The following is a 16555-nucleotide window of genomic DNA, read 5'->3' on the forward strand; positions in this document are numbered from 1 at the left end:
GTGGGCAAAATCCAATACATTCTGCAGGATCCCGGAGTGCTGTGATTTTACCGCTTTCTGAATAACACGATGGTGCCCGACTGCTCGGAGGTGCGGTTGATGAGGTCGGTGATCTTTGCCTTGAATACGTATGTGCCTTCGGGCTGGATATTGCCTTTGTAGGTACCATCCCAACCCTGCATTGCGTTGTCGGTAGAGAAAAGCTGTTCGCCCCAGCGGTTGAAGATCTTGAATTCGAACCGGGCCGTATATTGTCCCACGACTTTGAACTCATCGTTCAATCCGTCGCCGTTAGGCGTGAAGGCCGAGGGATAGAACAGGTTCGGCTCCTTGATGAGCGTGATCACGTTGGAGACCGACACGGGGATGCCCGCATCCACCGCGGTGGCCGTGACGCGGTAGACGTATACCTGGTGTGTAAAATCCTCAGCGTCGTCCAACAGGGTGGTGGCTGTGCCGGTGTCGAACGCCTGGAGCAGTTGTCCCTGGTCGTCGAATTTTTCTACGCGATAGTTTGCCACGCCATTTTTCCAGCCGCTGTAGGACGTCCACGAAAGGTTAATGCTGTTGTCGGACTGCACAGTGCCGGAAAGTTGGATGGGACAAACATCCACGCTTGCGGGACTGCTGTTGCCACAAACATCCTGGTAGCCGATCCGGTAACAGATCGTGGCATCTGTGGCGTAGGCGTCATCCGTGAAGGATGGCGTCGTCGACGTTCCCAGGGGGATGTAATTGCCGTTCGTCGCTTTTGTGATGGTGTAGGTTTTGGCGTTGAAGGCCGGGTCCTGCGTCCACTGGAGGGCGACGGAATTGTCGGTCACGACGGCGGAAACATCCTCCACAACGGATGGGATATTGGTGGAAATGGCCGTGGCGCATTTTTGAAGGGAGATGCTTTTACTGCCGTTCGCGTAGTTTGAGGTGAGCTGGTAGCAATATTCCGTTCCACAGGTGATGGCCGTATCGTCATAGGAAGTGGCGCCGGCGGCGACCGCGATGGGGCCCGCGGTGCTTTTGGAGAGTGAGTAACCGCTAATGCCGGTTGCCGACGTGGACCATGTGACCTTGTTCACGTTGTTTTGTGGCGACACGTCAAAATTCGCGCTGGCGATCACATCGGTTGGGTAGGCTGTCGTGTTGGCGCACGGATCGAAAACACCCATTCGAAAACGATAATAGTTGTCGTCCGCGAGGAGGTTCTTCACCGTGGTCGTGGTCGCGTTGTAGACAGTCTGCAGTTGCTGGAAGTTGCCGGCGTTGGTGGCGATGTCAAGTTTATAGAGCGTGTTGGGAACGTCGTTGAAATCCAATTGGATCTGGTCGGCGCTTAGAACGGTCAGTTGTGTGATGGTGGGTGTTGCCAGTGTCGGCACCACATCGACGGATTGTGTGGCCGCATTGCAGTTGTCGGCAGCGCCCAGGTTTACACCCTTCACGCTCACACTTTTATTGCCGGAGGATCCGAACGGATGCGTGTCTTTCGCCAGGCTGCCCGACGGGACCGGGGGCATCACCGTGCCGTCGCTATAGCTGATGACGTATTGATTGTAGTTTGTGTCCGAGATCTTTACCTGCACTTCATTGCCACCGCATGTATACAGGTCAAATGCAGGTTGTGTGTTCGGCACCACGGTGATGGTGATCTGATCAAAACCCAGGGTTTGGAACAGAATTTTTAATGTATACGTGCCGGGTTGTGTGTATACGTGGCTGAAGGCCAGGGATTGAAAGTTGTTATTCCCCTCGTAGTCCATGTCGCATGGCGTCGTGCCATTGCAAGGCGGAACCGTACTCACCACGTTCACCGTGAGCGGCGCGCATCCCTTGATTTGATCCACTTTAAAGTCGCCATCATCGCTGGTATATTGTGCACGCGCGACCAGGACGCCCATAAGGAAAAAGAAAAGCAGTATGAACGATCTACGATTCATGCGAGGGGCTCCAGTGTTTCAGAAATTCTTCTGCTTTTTTGATGTCGTCATGCAATACGCGGTCTTCCTCTATAAACGGCACCGTCTTTCGGAAAGTATCCACAAAATGTTCAAGATACGGAGAAGTTTTCAAAGGCCTGCGGAAGGTGAGGGCCTGAGCCGCTGTGAGCAATTCGATGGCCAGGATGGAATACAGATTGTTCACCACCCTGAGCGCCTTGGTGGCCGCATTAGCCCCCATGCTCACATGGTCCTCCTGTCCGTTCGACGAAACAATGGAGTCGACGGAGGCTGGCGTGCAGAGCTGTTTGTTCTGGCTTACCAGGGAGGCGGCCGTGTATTGCGGGATCATCAGTCCGGAATGGATACCGGGAGTGGCCACAAGGTAATTGGGCAAGTCACGCAATCCTGCAATAAGTTGGTACGTTCGCCGCTCCGAGATGCTGCCCAACTCTGCCAGGGCAATCGATAGAAAGTCGAGGGCCAGTGCCAGGGGCTGTCCGTGGAAATTTCCCGCCGAAATGATGGTGTCTTCCTCCGGGAACACATTGGGGTTGTCGGTCACACTGTTGACCTCGATCAAAAAGACGTTCGTCACATAATCGATCGTGTCCGCGCTCGCGCCATGCACTTGCGGGATACAACGGAAGGAGTAGGGGTCCTGTACATGTTTCTTGACTTGCAGGATCAACTCGCTGTTTGATAAAATATCGTTCACTTGTGCGGCCACTTTCATTTGCCCCGCATGAGGACGGATGGCATGCACCTGGGGAAGAAAAGGTTCGATGCGGCCATCAAACGCATCCAGCGAAAGCGCCCCGATGATGTTCGCCAGTTGCAACAGGCGATGGGCATGAAGCGTGCACCAAACCCCGTAGGCGCTCATGAACTGCGTGCCGTTGAGCAACGCCAATCCTTCTTTTGCCTGGAGACGGAGCGGGGGCCATTGCATCGCTTTTTGCAACGCATTGCCGGTTATGCGCTTTCCTTCGAAATGCACTTCGCCTAGCCCAATCAGGGGCAGTGTAAGATGCGCCAGCGGTGCGAGGTCGCCGGAGGCTCCCAGGGAGCCCATCTCGTAAATGACCGGAAGCACATCGTGATTGAACATCGTTGCCAGACGGTCCACGGTATCGGTCTGCACCCCCGAATAGCCATAGGCCAGCGACTGGATCTTTAGAAACAACATGAGCTTCACAATTTCTTCGGGCACTTCGGGGCCCGTGCCACAAGCGTGTGACTTCACCAGGTTTTCCTGCAGATGTTCCAGTTGATCGGCGGAGATATTCTTGTTGTACAAAGACCCAAAACCGGTGTTGATGCCGTAGATGGATTGGGTGGTGCCTTGCAGTTTTTTATCGAGGTAGTCGCGGCAACGGGCAATGCGTTGACGTGCCTCTTCGGAGAGCTGCACGGTGAGCTTGCCTTCGTGCAGGCGGGCGAGATCTTGCAGGGTTAGCTTCGCGCTGGAGATGTAATGCACCATAGTCGTTGTCGGCGCCTGCTAAGGTTGTTTTATTTTTTCAATAATCCGTTCGATCGGGAGTTTTTCCTGCTCGCCGCGATCCATATGCTTGAGGGCCAGTTGACCGCTTTGGGCTTCTTCGGGGCCAATAACGATCGCGAACGGAATGGCTTTTTTGTTCGCAAAATCCAGTTGCTTTTTCAGCTTTGCGTGGTCGGGATAGATCTCGGAAGCAATGCCTGCGGCCCGGAGCGCGGACAACACACCCAAACCATAGTAGAGACTGTCATCATCAAAATGACAGACCAGTACCTTCGACGTTGCTGTGGCTCCTTTAGGAAAAAGATTCAACTCGTCCATCGCGTCGTAGATGCGATCAACGCCAAATGAAAATCCAACCCCGGACAGATTTTCTTTGTCGCCAAACGCTTGGGTCAGGTTGTCGTAACGCCCACCACCGCTCACGCTGCCGATGGCGACGTTGTTGATCTTTACTTCGAAGATGCATCCGGTGTAGTAGCTCAGGCCGCGGGCGAGCGAGACATCAAACTCCACATGATTGTCGGAAGCGTTGTAGTTCTTTAACAAATTGAAAACCTCCTGGAGGTCGCGCAAACCTTTTTGGCCGCTTTCGCTGGCGTCGAAGCGCGATTGCAGGAAGGCGATCTTATTGGTGGTTGTGCCTTTTACATGCAGGATGTCGAATAAGGCGGTGAGGCTTTCTTCGGAGAAACCCTTGGGGCGCAGTTCCTCTTTTATTTTTTCCTCGCCGATCTTGTCCAGCTTGTCGATGGCGACAAACAAGGAGGTCTCGTTTTGCTTTGCGCCGATGCTTTCGGCGATGCCGGAGAGAATGCCGCGGTGATTGATTTTGATGGTATAGTCGGCAATGCCAAGGCCTTTGAATACTTCGGTGATCATGAGGATGATCTCCGCTTCGCAGAGCAATGAATCCGTTCCGACCACGTCGGCATCGCATTGGTAAAATTCGCGGTACCGTCCTTTTTGGGGACGATCAGCACGCCAGACCGGCTGGATCTGGTAGCGCTTAAAAGGAAATGTTATTTCGTTCCGGTTCATCACCACAAAGCGTGCAAAGGGAACCGTAAGGTCGTAGCGCAAGCCTTTTTCGGAGATGCTGGACGTGATCTGTTTTGAGCTTTTAGTACTTAACAACTGGGCATCGGCATCCTTTAAAAAATCGCCCGAGTTAAGGATCTTGAAAAGCAGTTGATCCCCTTCTTCGCCGTACTTCCCCGTGAGGGTGGAAAGGTTTTCCATGGCGGGGGTTTCCAGGGGTTGGAAGCCAAATTTCTGGAATACGCTTCTAATGGTCTCAAAAATAAATTGCCGCTTGGCCATCACGGCAGGGCCAAAATCGCGCGTGCCTTTGGGTAAGGTGGGTTTTTCCATAATATGGCCGCAAAGCTAAAAAGGAAATCGGGGATTTGAAGAGGCCTGCACGACGTTTTGAGGGAATCGGGGACTTTCAGAATTCGGGTGGAAAATTTTGGTAAAAGTTTCCATATATGGAAACTTTTTGTAGATTTGGGTGTTCGTTAGCTATGACCAGATGGAGGCAAAATTTGACATTGTGTTCCTGGAAGAGGCACGTTCATTTATAGGGTCTATAATGAAAAAGCGCAGCGGAAGATCCTGTACAACATGGATAAGGCCAGATTTCTGAACGATGTTAGCCTGCTTAAGAAACTGACGCCGGAGATCTGGGAGTTCAGAACACTATACCAGGGGTTGCAATACCGGTTGCTGGCGTTTTGGGATGTGAAACAAAAGCCCACGTTGGTGGTTGCCACGCACGGATTTGTGAAAAAGACCGATAAGGTGGCCCGTGAGAAGATAAAAAAGGCAAATAGTCTAAGGCAGCTTTATATTGAACAATAACACATGAAATCGAAATTGAAAACCTACACCCTCGACCAGGTCAAGGACGAAATGATTGGCAAGCGGGGCACCGCCCGGCGCGATGAATACGAATTTGAACTTACCCTCGAATTGCTGGGGGAGATGATCAAGACCACCCGTCAGCAGCGGCATTTAACCCAGGAGCAATTGGGTAAATTGGTGGGCGTTCAGAAAGCACAGATCTCGAAATTGGAAAAAAACGCCACGAATGTGACCGTAGGCACCGTATTGCGGATATTTGATGCGCTGAAGGCGAAAATAAACTTCCGGATCGAATTGGAAAACAAGCGTATTTCCAGTCCTGAAGCCGGATTAGGATGATCGTTGGGGATTTTCTTCAATAAAAAGGCGAAGGGCCTTTGCAAAACCGGAATTAGCGGTTATTTTTGCGCTCCTTTTAAAGAATTTCAATCATGGCAGTAACCAGACTTAAGAGAAAAGGCCGCAAAGATAAGGCAGTATCCGCAGTGAGACGTCAGTCGCTGAAGAATCAAAACTTCAAGCCCGTGATCAAGAACGTGGATGTAGAAAAGATCAAAGAAGAATTCAAAGCGAAGAAAGCTTAATCTTTCCTCCTTTTAAAATATTGAAAAAGTCCTGCCAAAGCGGGACTTTTTTTATTTTACGCACCTTTACCATCAACCCCTGCCCATGCACCTCGTCAACTGGAATGTGAACGGAATACGGTCCATCATCAAGAAGGATTTCTTGAAGGACATTGCCGAGATGAATCCCGATATTCTCTGTTTCCAGGAGACCAAGGCGGGCGTGGAGGATGCGCGAGGGGCACTCGAGCAGTTGCAAGGCTATCACACCTACATCAACTCATCCAAAGCCCGCAAAGGCTATTCGGGCACGGCCATTCTCTCCAGGACCGAGCCCATGTCCGTCACCTACGATATGGGGATGGAGGAACACGACCAGGAGGGGAGGGTGATCACTGCTGAATATCCAACCTATTTCGTGGTCACCGTATATACCCCCAACGCCGGCGAGGGACTTGCACGGCTCGACTACCGCGAGCGATGGGACCGTGAGTTCATGGAATATCTGCAATGGCTCAGCCGCCGGAAACCCGTTATTGCTTGTGGCGATTTTAATGTGGCGCATCAGCCGATCGACATTGCCCGTCCAAAGGAAAATTACAACAAGTCGGCGGGCTATACGCAGCGCGAGATCGATGGCTTCACGCGTCTCTTGGAGGCGGGCTTTGTGGACACGTTCCGCCGGTTTTACCCGGAAGAGGTGAAGTACACCTACTGGAATTTTGTGACCAACGCGCGGGCGAAAAACGCGGGCTGGCGAATCGATTATTTCCTGGTGAGCGAGTCACTTATGGGTAACGTCAAGGACGCGCTGATATACAATCAATACCTGGGCTCGGATCATTGCCCGGTGGCTTTGAAGATCGAATTTTAGAAGCGCAGACCTATTCCTGTAGTCTATGCAGAGACTATTTTGTCATGGGCATTCCCCTTGGAAAAATGCTCTTTAGAGGACGACTAAAATCGTCCTCTAAAGAGCAGATCCAACAGGTTTCTTTAGAAACGAATCCCAACCAGAAATTTCAGGTACCCTACTTTGGAAGTGTTGCTTGGGTCGGATCCAAATAGCATTTGAACTTTTGGTTCGTAGCGTACTTCAGCAAAGGTCGTGTGTTTTCCAATCTTATAATCGGCCCCAGCGCTGAGACAAAACGTTAAGGTTGTGCTCACCAGGGGAACAAATTCGGGTGATTCATAATCTTTTTTAGAAGGATCACCATAGTCTATTGTTCGTCCGAATTTCTTGCTCACGAGAAAAATGGGACTGAATCCTCCGCGTAGATAAGGCGAAAAATTTCCTGTGCTAAAATTGTATCCAAACGTAATCGGAACATTGATAGCGCTATACTCCAGGGTGACGATTGAATTATCGTCTGGGTATGTTGGATTTGTTGCGGGGTAAAGTTTGGTGGCGGTGAGTTTAGCCTTTAGGTAGTTCGCCTCCAGCCGGAAGTGAAATTTCTCACTGAAACGAGGATTGACCAAATCCAGAAAAAGACCTGCCGTCACCGAGGGATTGCTTTTGAAATCAAGCGTGCCAAGATTGAGCGTGGTTAGATAGCCGTCGGCATTTGCCATCACGACACCGGTCACGGCTCCCCATGAGAATGCTTTCTTATCCTTGGCAATTTGATGTTTCTTGGACGGACCATCCAAGCAGGTGTTATAGGCTGAAACGACATCAGAGAATTTGCTTTCAACCTGTGGTGGCGAGAGCGTAAACAAATTGATTTTCTCCAACCCTCCTTTGAAGGTGGGGCAATCTGAGAAAAGACCGTTTAGCCTATTGGCAAAATTTTTGTCCTCATTTTTGTATTGACGGCCACTGATAAATACATCGGTCGTTGTGGAGGTCAGCGCAACGAGCGCGGTATCTTTTTGAACAAAATAGTCCTGCCCCCGGCGCAACAGATTTGCCCGGCCCTGAACAATGATCTCAACAAATTGATATTCATGACGGATCACCACCGATTTGAAATGACGGGTCTCATATCCAAAACCCTTGATCTCCGTGGGGGCATACGTTATGGCTTCTGTCTGGCCGGTCGCTTGAAAAGTACATTTTCCAAACGCGGCACTTCCCTCGCGGTATTGCACCGCGCCCCGCACGGTATCGGCTTCTTTTAGGATGTATCCGGGTCTGAAATTTTTCTGGCCGAAAGCAGTGATGGCAATGAAACTTAAAATGACTATGGCTGAGGTTCTCACAAATGGATGGGATTAAAACGAGTTTATTAAAATTTAAGATTATCAATAGAACGATTGGGAGTGTTTGTGCAATGGCCGTAACCTTTCACGACAAGCAGGCAGGAGAGGGCGAAAAGGCTTCGTCGTGTTTGAAGGTTTCATGAAAAAGCAACGAGGGCTATATAGGGAAATCAGGTTAGGCGATTCTCTCAATATCGGCCCCCAACGCTTTCAAGCGCTGGTCGATATTTTGATAGCCGCGATCGATCTGATCGATGTTGGAAATTTCACTGGTTCCGCTGGCCGACAATGCGGCAATCAACAACGCCACCCCTGCCCGGATGTCGGGCGATGACATCTTGATGCCTTTTAACTGCTGTTTGCGATCCAGGCCAATCACGTTGGCGCGGTGCGGGTCGCATAGAATGATTTGCGCGCCCATGTCGATCAGTTTATCGACAAAGAACAGGCGGCTTTCAAACATTTTTTGATGGATGAGCACACTGCCTTTTGCCTGCGTGGCAACGACCAGCACAATGCTGATCAAGTCGGGTGTGAAACCCGGCCAGGGAGCGTCCGATACGGTGAGGATGGAGCCGTCGATGAACGTTTCCAGTTCATAGCGCTCTTGCGAGGGAATGTAGATATCATCGCCGCGGAATTCCATTTTGATGCCGAGGCGTTTGAAGATCTCGGGAATGATTCCCAGCATATCGATGCGGCAATTCTTGATGGTGATCTCCGACTGTGTCATGGCCGCCAGGCCGATAAAGCTGCCGATCTCGATCATGTCGGGCAACAGCGTGTGTTCGGTTCCTCCCAGCTTCGCTACGCCTTCGATGGTGAGCAGGTTGGAGCCGATGCCGCTGATCTTGGCGCCCATGCGGTTGAGCATGAGACAGAGCTGCTGCAGGTAGGGTTCGCAGGCGGCGTAATAGATGGTGGTTGTTCCTTTGGCGAGCACGGCAGCCATCACGATGTTGGCAGTGCCGGTCACGGAGGCTTCGTCCAACAGCATATAGCATCCTTTCAATTCCGAAGCATCGATATGAAAAAGGTGTTCTTCCGAATCGAAGTTGAATTTGGCGCCCAGCTTCTGGAAGCCGAGGAAGTGTGTATCCAGACGTCGCCTTCCGATCTTGTCGCCGCCGGGTTTGGGCATGGTGGCTTTACCAAAGCGGGCCAGGATGGGACCCAGCAGCATGACCGATCCGCGAAGTGCGGCAGCTTTCTTGCGATAGGTGTCTGTCTCCAGGAAATTAATATTCACGTTTGACGCCGTGAAACGATACGACTCCGGTCCCAGTTTCTCTACTTTACTACCCAGGTCGCCGATGAGTTCGATGAGCTTGTTCACGTCCACGATGTTGGGCACGTTGTGGATGGTGATGGGCTCGGCCGAAAGCAGGGTGGCACTGAGGATTTGAAGCGCTTCATTTTTTGCGCCTTGTGGAATGATTTCGCCTTTCAGCTTTTTTCCTCCTTTGATCTTGAAAATGCTCATGGGGATGACTTAAAAAATTAGTACTGGGTATCGTACCGGCAGTAAAAAAAATAGGCGCACACCGAATGGTCTGCGCCTGACTGCTATTATTGATCTCTTCTTCTGCGGAAATTGTTGTTGCCGCCTTTGTTGTTGTTCTTGTTGAACGGGCGATGGCCACCGCCGCTACCGGAATGACGGGGCTGTTGATGACTGCTGTTGCCCTGTCCCTGGCCTTGTTGAGGGCGCACTTTCTTGCGCTCTTTGTAAAGCTTCTCGAACAGGTTTTCGTCGCGTACTTTCTCGATGGTCATGTTCAACGCACCACCCGACATGGCCTGGATGTCGCGGAGGATCACCGAGTCGTCCAGGGTTTCTTTGTTCCAGTTGCCATAGAACGTCTTCATGAGCTTGCCCAGGTAGATGATGGACTCCTCGCGCTCTTGCGGATCGTCTTTCTTCAAGGCCTCCTTCACCAGCTTCTCGATGTTCTTGCCATAGTGGCGGAAGCGGACGTCATTTTTGGGATACTCCATTCGCATGGGTTTCTTGAACAGGATCTCCCGCTCAGGAACCGGATAGGGGTTGTTGACGCTCAGGTCAAAGTCGGCGATGATGTATAGATCATCCCACAACCGCTGCGGGTTGTCGGGTTGTTCTTTGATGCTGGGGGTAAGTTGTTTGATGAGCTCGATGAGGGTATAGGAGAGCTCTGTGCGCTTTTCGATGCTGGGAAGGCTTCTGATGTATTCTACCAGCTTTTGGACGTTGCGGCCATATTCTTTCAGAATAATATGCGGGCGCGATGAATTGTATTCTCCGATCATGATTTGTGTTGGCGTAAAATGTAAAAGCGTGTCGTTAATGTGACGAAAAAACGCGTTGGCTTATTAAAAATGAACTTGTAATTCGCGTATTACCTACGGTTTGGAACAGCAAGTATACTGTTTCGGTTCGAAAATCGAAAATCTGGCAGCCGCGAAATCGTTTAAACCGGAATAAAATTGAAATTTGGCTCTAGAGGCAGGAAAGATTGGGGCGATTTTTCCCCGACCTCAGCTTAAATCAAGACGGGGTCAATCAATGCCACCAGCAGGCATATACACGAAGAAATCCTTCAACGGTTGGTCGTTGGAGGTCTGGTTTCCGCCCCCCACGTAACCTTTGTCACCCAGACCGAAAAACAAGGGCGAATATCGTTGACCGCCGGGCAGACTTGCTTTCCGAGTCCATATGTTTTTGCTGACGTTGAACTCCCAAAGACCTTTGCCTTCGGTGCTGCAGTCGGCAGCGTAAACGCCATCATGCGTGGCAAACATCAAAAAAGTTTGGGCGGAGACACTCGCCTTTTGCGTCCATTGCTTCGTGACAGGATCGAATTCCCAAAGGGCAGAGCCGTTGCCGAGATAGCCCTTGGTGCTGGTGGCCAGGCCATAAATTTCGTAGGAGAAATCCAGTTCACCGGTGAATACTCCCTGGTTCGTCCAACTGTCGCCGGCGATATTGTATTTCCAGACGTTGTTATCGGAAAGCATGACATAGCCATCGTTGCCAATATTGAAGGCGATTATGGGGTATTTGTCGCCGCTGTTAGCCGTATAGGGATTTGATTTTATCGACCACGAATCGGAGTTCGCGTCGTAGACGTGCAGGTCGCCGCCGTAGGGCTCCAGCACAAATCCTTTTTCGTACGATCCCCAGCTGGCAAAGGAGCTGGCGAAGAACTCTTTATCGTAGATGGTTTTGGGTGTCCAGCTATTGTTGGTCGGATCAAATCGGTATAAAACGGCATCCTGGAGTGCCCCACCAACGCTAGCCTGCCCCAGCATGACAAATGCATAGCCCAGAGCGGTGAAGGTGATGGCATTATCGCTTTCTCCGGTTTGAGGGAGTGCTGCACGAGAAAACCACTGTCCGCAGGTCACGGTAAAGTCCGTGGCGCTGATCACCTGGCGTCCCTGGCTTTTAATGGAAATCTTTCCCGAGGTGCTGTTGACGGGTACGGTCACTGTCAATTCGGTGGCGGTGGCCGACGTCACCGTGGCGGGGGTGCCGTTAAAGCTCACTTCGTTGTCCAATAAGGTGGTGCTGAAATTCGAACCGGCGATCGTTACCTGCTGCCCAAAGTCGGCGACGCTCGGGGTGATCGTCAGGATGGAAGGTGACTTTTCTTCGTCGGAACAAGAGATCAGGAAACAACCGAGAAGGAAGAAGGCAGCTTTTTTCATTTAGGTCAAGAGGGTTTGTATGCCACGGGGGCAGACCATAAAAGTACATTACACCTCTTGAGCCTTGCTGTAAAAAATGATGCGAAAAAGTTTTATGTAAGATTTTATTCTACAATTCGAAGTTTCGCGAAGCTGAGCAAGAGCGTCTTCTCTCCGGCGGACCCGAAGTTGATGCGAGCCTTTCGGTCGGCACCACTCATGTCCATCTGCAGCACGGTGCCAAACCCAAACTTGGGATGCTCGACTTTCATGCCTTCTTTCAGAGCGGATGTGTCGCTGGGAGCAAAATCAGCTGGTGGTTTGTAGCCCGAGGGTGGTTTGCTCACCGGGGTGGAGGCAATGGTTTTCTTTATGCCATTCACCAGGGTTTTGGCATACTGACTGGTGGGTGGTGCTGACTCCAGACCACCGAACTTGCTGCTTACCTTGATGTAGGATTGATCCACGTCGTCAAGAAAACGACTCGGTTCGCAGTTCTTTAGCCGTCCGAAACGATAGCGGGTGAGTGCATACGACAGGAACAAGCGCTTCTCGGCACGGGTGATGGCGACGTAAAAAAGACGGCGTTCTTCCTCCAGTTCGGCGCGGCTGCTCAGCATCATTTGAGAAGGGAAGAGGTCTTCTTCCAGTCCCACGATATAGACATTCCGGAACTCCAGCCCCTTGGCCATGTGAATGGTCATGAGCGTGACTTTGTCGGGATCCTTGTCCTTGTCTTCGTCCTGGCCTGTGGCCAACGATATTTCCTGGAGGAAGGAGCCGAGGCTTTTTTCCTGGCGCTCCGGGTCCTCGACAAACCCCTTGATGGCGTTCAACAATTCCTGGACGTTTTCATGGCGGCTCAGGCCTTCCACGGTCTTGTCTTCATAGAGTTCGCGTAGCAGCCCGGAGCCTTTGGCAATTTCGAAAGCGGCGTCAAAGGCATCCTTGCGCTCGACCTCCAGCGTAAACCGTTTGATCATAGCCACAAAATCCTCGATGGGTGCCGCAGATCGGCCACCCACAAAGTGTCCGGCATTTTGCAAAACATCCCAGATGGTCATGCTATGATCGTTCGCCGCCACCACGATCTTATCTACCGTGGAATCGCCAATGCCCCGTTTGGGCAAATTGATGATACGGCGAAAGGAGGCTTCGTCCTGTTGGTTAAGGACATAACGCATATAGGCCAGCAGGTCCTTGACCTCCTTGCGTTGATAGAAGGAGAGACCGCCCACCATTTTATACTTGATGTTCATGCTGCGCAGGGCCTCTTCAATGGCCCGCGACTGGCTATTGGTGCGGTAGAGAATGGCAAAGTCGCTGAACTTGAGCTGGTGCTGCATGCGCTCCTGGAAGATGGAGCCGGCTATCAGCTTGCCCTCTTCTTTGTCGGATACGGCCTTGATCAGCTCGATGAGGGGGCCTTGCTCGTTGGCCGTCCACACATTTTTGGGGAGCTGCGCCCGGTTCTTTTTGATGACCGAGTTTGCCGCCTCCACGATGTTTTGCGTGGAGCGGTAGTTCTGCTCCAGTTTGATCACCTTCAAATCCGGGTAGTCGCGCTCGAAGTTCAGGATGTTGGTGATGTCCGCACCGCGGAAAGCATAGATACTTTGCGCATCGTCGCCCACCACGCAGATGTTCTGCCGCACGGCGGCGAGCTTACGGATGATGTAGTATTGACACAAGTTGGTGTCCTGGAACTCATCCACCAGGACGTAATGAATCCGTTGCTGGTATTTGTTGAGCACTTCCAGGTGTTCTTTGAAAAGCTTGTCGGTGTTGAACAACAGGTCGTCGAAATCCATGGAGCCGGCGCGGAAGGTGCGCAGGGCATAGGCTTTATAGATCTTGCCGATCTCGGGACGCAGGTTGGCGGCGTCGTCGCCCATGAGTTCGGCGTTTTGCAGATAGTCTTCCCAACTGATGAGGCTGTTCTTGGCGGCGGAGATGCGGTTGTAGACGGTGCTGGCCTTGTAGGCGGTGTCGTCCAATCCCATTTCCTTCACGATGTTCTTGATGAGCGTTTTGGAATCGTCGGTATCGTAGATCGTGAAATTGTTCGGGTATCCCAGGTGATGGGCTTCGGCGCGGAGGATGCGGGCAAACACGGAGTGGAAGGTGCCCATCCACAGGTTGCGGGCATCGTGGCCCACCACTTTTTCGATGCGCTCGCGCATTTCGCGCGCGGCCTTGTTGGTGAAAGTGAGGGACATGATGTTGAACGCGTCCACCCCTTTGTTCATCAGTTGGGCGATGCGGAAGGTGAGCACGCGGGTTTTGCCCGAGCCGGCGCCGGCGATGAGCATACAAGGTCCTTCGGTATTGACAACCCCTTCGCGTTGGGGCTCATTTAAACTATCGAGATAATCCGTCGTCATATGGGCTGCAAGTTAGAGTAGAGATTCGGGAATGCCCGGCATGCCGTGTTTTTTTATCACGGTTTTTCAGATACTTCCCGCCGGCCTTTCACAGACCGCTTTGTCTTTTTATTTTTGATAACGAAAAACGCTAAACATAAAACTTTTTGAACGTAAAAACGCCCGTCGCTCCGCTGAATTTTCAAGCCGATGGATTGAGCATCACCGCCGCCGAACCCTGGTTTAAAGTAAAGGTTCAACTTGTTCAGCGTTACCTACAGGCCTTCATCATGAACGCCGCGGCCAAGGCCGATGAAATTATTTTTGTTGACGCATTTTCCGGTAGCGGGCTCTATTCCACAGGTCATCAAAAAGCGATCTTTCCCAGCGTTGCACTCGCCACGCTGGCCGGCGATCTTCCCATTCATCGGTGGATATTTTGTGAGCGCGACCCGGAACAGGCCTACGCCCTGCAGGTGCGCGTGAAGAAATACGGGCCTGAAAAAAACGTCTCTGTCTTTTCCGATGCGTTGCCGGAACTGACCGACCGCTTCAGAACTTCCCTACCAACATCAAAACGGGGCCATAAAGTTGCAGTCCTCTGCCTGGTCGACCCGTTTTCGCTGGACATGCCCTTGGGGCTCATGGAGAAGTGGTCTGCGCTGGGCTTTAGCTTTGTGGTGCCGTTCACCTTCGTCCTCAACGACCGGCTCACCTACCAGCACTACACCGAAGACCATCCCGACACCTTGCGAAAGTATATCGGGGGCACGGGGTTCGACAGTTTATCGAAAGTGACCAGCAACATCCAATTCTACAAACATTTGGTGCGCCTCTATCAAAACAACATGCTGGTGATGGGCATGAACACGGCGTTGTCGGTGCACAAACTGGAGTCGCATCTCATCAACCTGCCCGTCTTCTATATGGGATTTTTCTCCCGGCAATTCTCCGCCCAGGCCATTCAGCGCGATGTGAATGTGAGCGAGCATTTGCAATTCGACTTATTTGGTTGAGGATGGATGTTGCCCTTAAGGCCCAGGGGGTTGTCTTGAAAAAATGATGAACATACGCGGCATTGTCCGTACCTTTACGAACTATGATGAAAATTGGAGAAATTTTGGTTTCTGACGACATCCGCGACAAGGAGTTTGTCTGCAACCTAGAGAAGTGCAAAGGTGCCTGCTGCGTGGAGGGTGATTTCGGTGCCCCCCTGTCGAAAGAGGAGATCCCCATTCTCGACGAGATTTATCCCAAAATCAAAAAATACCTATCGCCGGAAGGCATCAAGGAAATCGAGAAACACGGCACCCACGTGGTAGACGACGAAGGCGAGCTTTGCACGCCCGTGATCGCCGGCCGCGAATGCGTGTATGCGATCTACGACAAAAAAGGAATTCTAAAGTGCGGCATCGAAGAAGCTTACAATGACGGCGTGGTTGATTGGAAAAAACCGATTTCCTGCCATCTCTATCCCATCCGTGTAACCCAGAAGAAAAACTTCGAGGCCCTCAACTATCATAAGTGGCATATCTGCTCGCCAGCCTGTGCATTGGGAAAAGAATTGCAGGTGCCGGTCTACAAGTTTCTGAAGGGCCCCCTGGTCCGTAAATACGGGGAAGCGTGGTACAAGGAATTGGAAGACACCATCGAGCAGCATCCTAAGCCTGCGCCGAAGAAGCCAAAAACCTGAACTTGCGTTAATAAAATGTGACTGCCTTGATACGTTGTTGATTTAGCATAAAGTTGAGGGAGAGCTCATCATAGAGCGAAATCTTTATAGAATCGTTGGTCAAAATATGGATGTTGTCCCCCCACCAGATACAGCCCTATAAATAGCAATATAATATCGCTTTAGAATATGCATTGTCCCTGGAAAAACAAGCTGCAATGGCTTGTCCTAACGATGTTTACATTTTTGTCATGCTCTAAAGAGCGAAAGGAAGTTTTGATCGAAATGTCAGGGAGATTGTCCGTAGATCAAGAAAACTTTAAAGCGGCTATTAACTTATTAAATGAAATGCAAAATTTGGAATATTTGTCTTATGAAAACGGCAAGTATACCGTTTGGATTAAGAAGGATGCGCTCGATCTTGAAACATTTTATGATTTAGAGCTAGAAGAGGTATCTGACCTTGAAGCGATAAGAAAGAATAGAATTAAGAAAAGTCAGATTGAGCGACTTAAATTTTTGCTAGAAGAGTTGAACTGCATAGGAATAAGAACGTATTTAAGGCTTGATGACAAGTCCCTCCCGTTCGAATCAACAAATTTTCTATACCTGCGGCACGATCTCGGTGGTTACTATTTTCATTTTTATAAATCGAAGGCAACTGCCAAGGATAAGTTGAGATTAGAGAAATCTGGCATGGGTTCATTTTTGAATGATTCGGTGGCAGTTTACTACCATCGTTCTGTATTTTGATTAAACTGGGTCGAAACGGTTCC

At 50.9% G+C, this 16555-nt stretch carries 15 protein-coding genes; 7 read left to right on the plus strand and 8 right to left on the minus strand.

The window, feature by feature from the left end; all coding sequences use genetic code 11:
* Positions 1-47: 47 nt before the first annotated feature.
* Genes D4L85_RS17680 through hisS form a run of 3 tightly spaced genes read right to left on the minus strand, consistent with a single transcriptional unit; the run spans position 48 to position 4812 of the window.
* Positions 48-1934: a T9SS type B sorting domain-containing protein gene (locus D4L85_RS17680; protein ID WP_119755545.1), complete on the minus strand. Its 1887-nt coding sequence runs from the start codon at positions 1932-1934 to the stop codon at positions 48-50.
* A complete protein-coding gene (gene hutH / locus D4L85_RS17685) occupies positions 1924-3420 on the minus strand; it encodes a histidine ammonia-lyase (protein ID WP_119755546.1) in 1497 nt (498 codons plus the stop codon). Before hutH ends, D4L85_RS17680 begins: the two co-directional genes overlap by 11 nt.
* Positions 3421-3438: 18 nt before the next feature.
* The gene (gene hisS / locus D4L85_RS17690; protein WP_119755547.1) at positions 3439-4812 is read right to left on the minus strand and encodes a histidine--tRNA ligase; all 1374 of its coding nucleotides are present in this window, start codon (positions 4810-4812) and stop codon (positions 3439-3441) included.
* A 252-nt stretch (positions 4813-5064) separates the two neighbouring features.
* Between hisS and D4L85_RS17695 the strand changes: the two genes are divergently transcribed.
* The 4 genes from D4L85_RS17695 (at position 5065) to D4L85_RS17705 (ending at position 6741) form a co-directional block, all read left to right on the plus strand.
* Entirely contained in the window at positions 5065-5301 is a 237-nt protein-coding gene (locus D4L85_RS17695) for a type II toxin-antitoxin system RelE/ParE family toxin (RefSeq protein WP_236849086.1), read from the plus strand.
* Positions 5302-5304: 3 nt separating this feature from the next.
* Positions 5305-5643, plus strand: coding sequence for a helix-turn-helix domain-containing protein (locus D4L85_RS17700; RefSeq protein WP_119755548.1), 339 nt, complete (start codon positions 5305-5307; stop codon positions 5641-5643).
* Positions 5644-5735: 92 nt separating this feature from the next.
* The gene (locus D4L85_RS34640; RefSeq protein WP_174236162.1) at positions 5736-5888 is read left to right on the plus strand and encodes a hypothetical protein; all 153 of its coding nucleotides are present in this window, start codon (positions 5736-5738) and stop codon (positions 5886-5888) included.
* An 85-nt stretch (positions 5889-5973) separates the two neighbouring features.
* A complete protein-coding gene (locus tag D4L85_RS17705; RefSeq protein ID WP_119755549.1) occupies positions 5974-6741 on the plus strand; it encodes an exodeoxyribonuclease III in 768 nt (255 codons plus the stop codon).
* 122 nt (positions 6742-6863) lie between these two features.
* Here D4L85_RS17705 and D4L85_RS17710 read toward each other — a convergent pair whose 3' ends face one another.
* The 5 genes from D4L85_RS17710 to D4L85_RS17730 form a co-directional block, all read right to left on the minus strand.
* Positions 6864-8075 carry an outer membrane beta-barrel protein gene (locus D4L85_RS17710; RefSeq protein WP_119755550.1) on the minus strand — a complete coding sequence of 404 codons (1212 nt, stop codon included), beginning with the start codon at positions 8073-8075 and terminating at the stop codon, positions 6864-6866.
* Positions 8076-8250: 175 nt separating this feature from the next.
* Complete coding sequence (gene murA / locus D4L85_RS17715) at positions 8251-9558, minus strand: UDP-N-acetylglucosamine 1-carboxyvinyltransferase (RefSeq protein WP_119755551.1); 1308 nt, start codon at positions 9556-9558, stop codon at positions 8251-8253.
* An 86-nt stretch (positions 9559-9644) separates the two neighbouring features.
* Entirely contained in the window at positions 9645-10364 is a 720-nt protein-coding gene (locus tag D4L85_RS17720; RefSeq protein ID WP_119755552.1) for a DUF4290 domain-containing protein, read from the minus strand.
* Positions 10365-10613: 249 nt separating this feature from the next.
* Positions 10614-11765, minus strand: a complete 1152-nt coding sequence (locus D4L85_RS17725) for an IPT/TIG domain-containing protein (protein ID WP_119755553.1) — start codon at positions 11763-11765, stop codon at positions 10614-10616.
* Between the two features lie 104 nt (positions 11766-11869).
* Positions 11870-14128 carry an ATP-dependent helicase gene (locus D4L85_RS17730; protein ID WP_119755554.1) on the minus strand — a complete coding sequence of 753 codons (2259 nt, stop codon included), beginning with the start codon at positions 14126-14128 and terminating at the stop codon, positions 11870-11872.
* Between the two features lie 146 nt (positions 14129-14274).
* Between D4L85_RS17730 and tcmP the strand changes: the two genes are divergently transcribed.
* The 3 genes from tcmP to D4L85_RS17745 all read left to right on the plus strand — a co-directional run bounded on the left by tcmP (position 14275) and on the right by D4L85_RS17745 (position 16532).
* Positions 14275-15123, plus strand: coding sequence for a three-Cys-motif partner protein TcmP (gene tcmP, locus D4L85_RS17735; protein WP_119755555.1), 849 nt, complete (start codon positions 14275-14277; stop codon positions 15121-15123).
* Positions 15124-15206: 83 nt separating this feature from the next.
* Positions 15207-15800, plus strand: coding sequence for a DUF3109 family protein (locus D4L85_RS17740; protein ID WP_119755556.1), 594 nt, complete (start codon positions 15207-15209; stop codon positions 15798-15800).
* A gap of 168 nt (positions 15801-15968) precedes the next feature.
* A complete protein-coding gene (locus D4L85_RS17745; protein WP_119755557.1) occupies positions 15969-16532 on the plus strand; it encodes a hypothetical protein in 564 nt (187 codons plus the stop codon).
* Positions 16533-16555: the final 23 nt, after the last annotated feature.

It is taken from the genome of Chryseolinea soli (assembly GCF_003589925.1).
Classification (GTDB): Bacteria; Bacteroidota; Bacteroidia; order Cytophagales; family Cyclobacteriaceae; genus Chryseolinea; species Chryseolinea soli.

Excerpts from the sequence above, each read along its gene's own strand:
- D4L85_RS17745 (WP_119755557.1), top strand. The coding sequence starts at position 15,969 with ATGCATTGTCCCTGGAAAAACAAGCTGCAATGGCTTGTCCTAACGATG.
- D4L85_RS34640 (WP_174236162.1), top strand. The coding sequence starts at position 5,736 with ATGGCAGTAACCAGACTTAAGAGAAAAGGCCGCAAAGATAAGGCAGTA.
- D4L85_RS17725 (WP_119755553.1), bottom strand. The coding sequence starts at position 11,765 with ATGAAAAAAGCTGCCTTCTTCCTTCTCGGTTGTTTCCTGATCTCTTGT.
- hisS (WP_119755547.1), bottom strand. The coding sequence starts at position 4,812 with ATGGAAAAACCCACCTTACCCAAAGGCACGCGCGATTTTGGCCCTGCC.
- D4L85_RS17700 (WP_119755548.1), top strand. The coding sequence starts at position 5,305 with ATGAAATCGAAATTGAAAACCTACACCCTCGACCAGGTCAAGGACGAA.
- murA (WP_119755551.1), bottom strand. The coding sequence starts at position 9,558 with ATGAGCATTTTCAAGATCAAAGGAGGAAAAAAGCTGAAAGGCGAAATC.
- D4L85_RS17740 (WP_119755556.1), top strand. The coding sequence starts at position 15,207 with ATGATGAAAATTGGAGAAATTTTGGTTTCTGACGACATCCGCGACAAG.
- D4L85_RS17720 (WP_119755552.1), bottom strand. The coding sequence starts at position 10,364 with ATGATCGGAGAATACAATTCATCGCGCCCGCATATTATTCTGAAAGAA.
- D4L85_RS17680 (WP_119755545.1), bottom strand. The coding sequence starts at position 1,934 with ATGAATCGTAGATCGTTCATACTGCTTTTCTTTTTCCTTATGGGCGTC.
- hutH (WP_119755546.1), bottom strand. The coding sequence starts at position 3,420 with ATGGTGCATTACATCTCCAGCGCGAAGCTAACCCTGCAAGATCTCGCC.
- D4L85_RS17730 (WP_119755554.1), bottom strand. The coding sequence starts at position 14,128 with ATGACGACGGATTATCTCGATAGTTTAAATGAGCCCCAACGCGAAGGG.
- D4L85_RS17705 (WP_119755549.1), top strand. The coding sequence starts at position 5,974 with ATGCACCTCGTCAACTGGAATGTGAACGGAATACGGTCCATCATCAAG.
- D4L85_RS17695 (WP_236849086.1), top strand. The coding sequence starts at position 5,065 with ATGGATAAGGCCAGATTTCTGAACGATGTTAGCCTGCTTAAGAAACTG.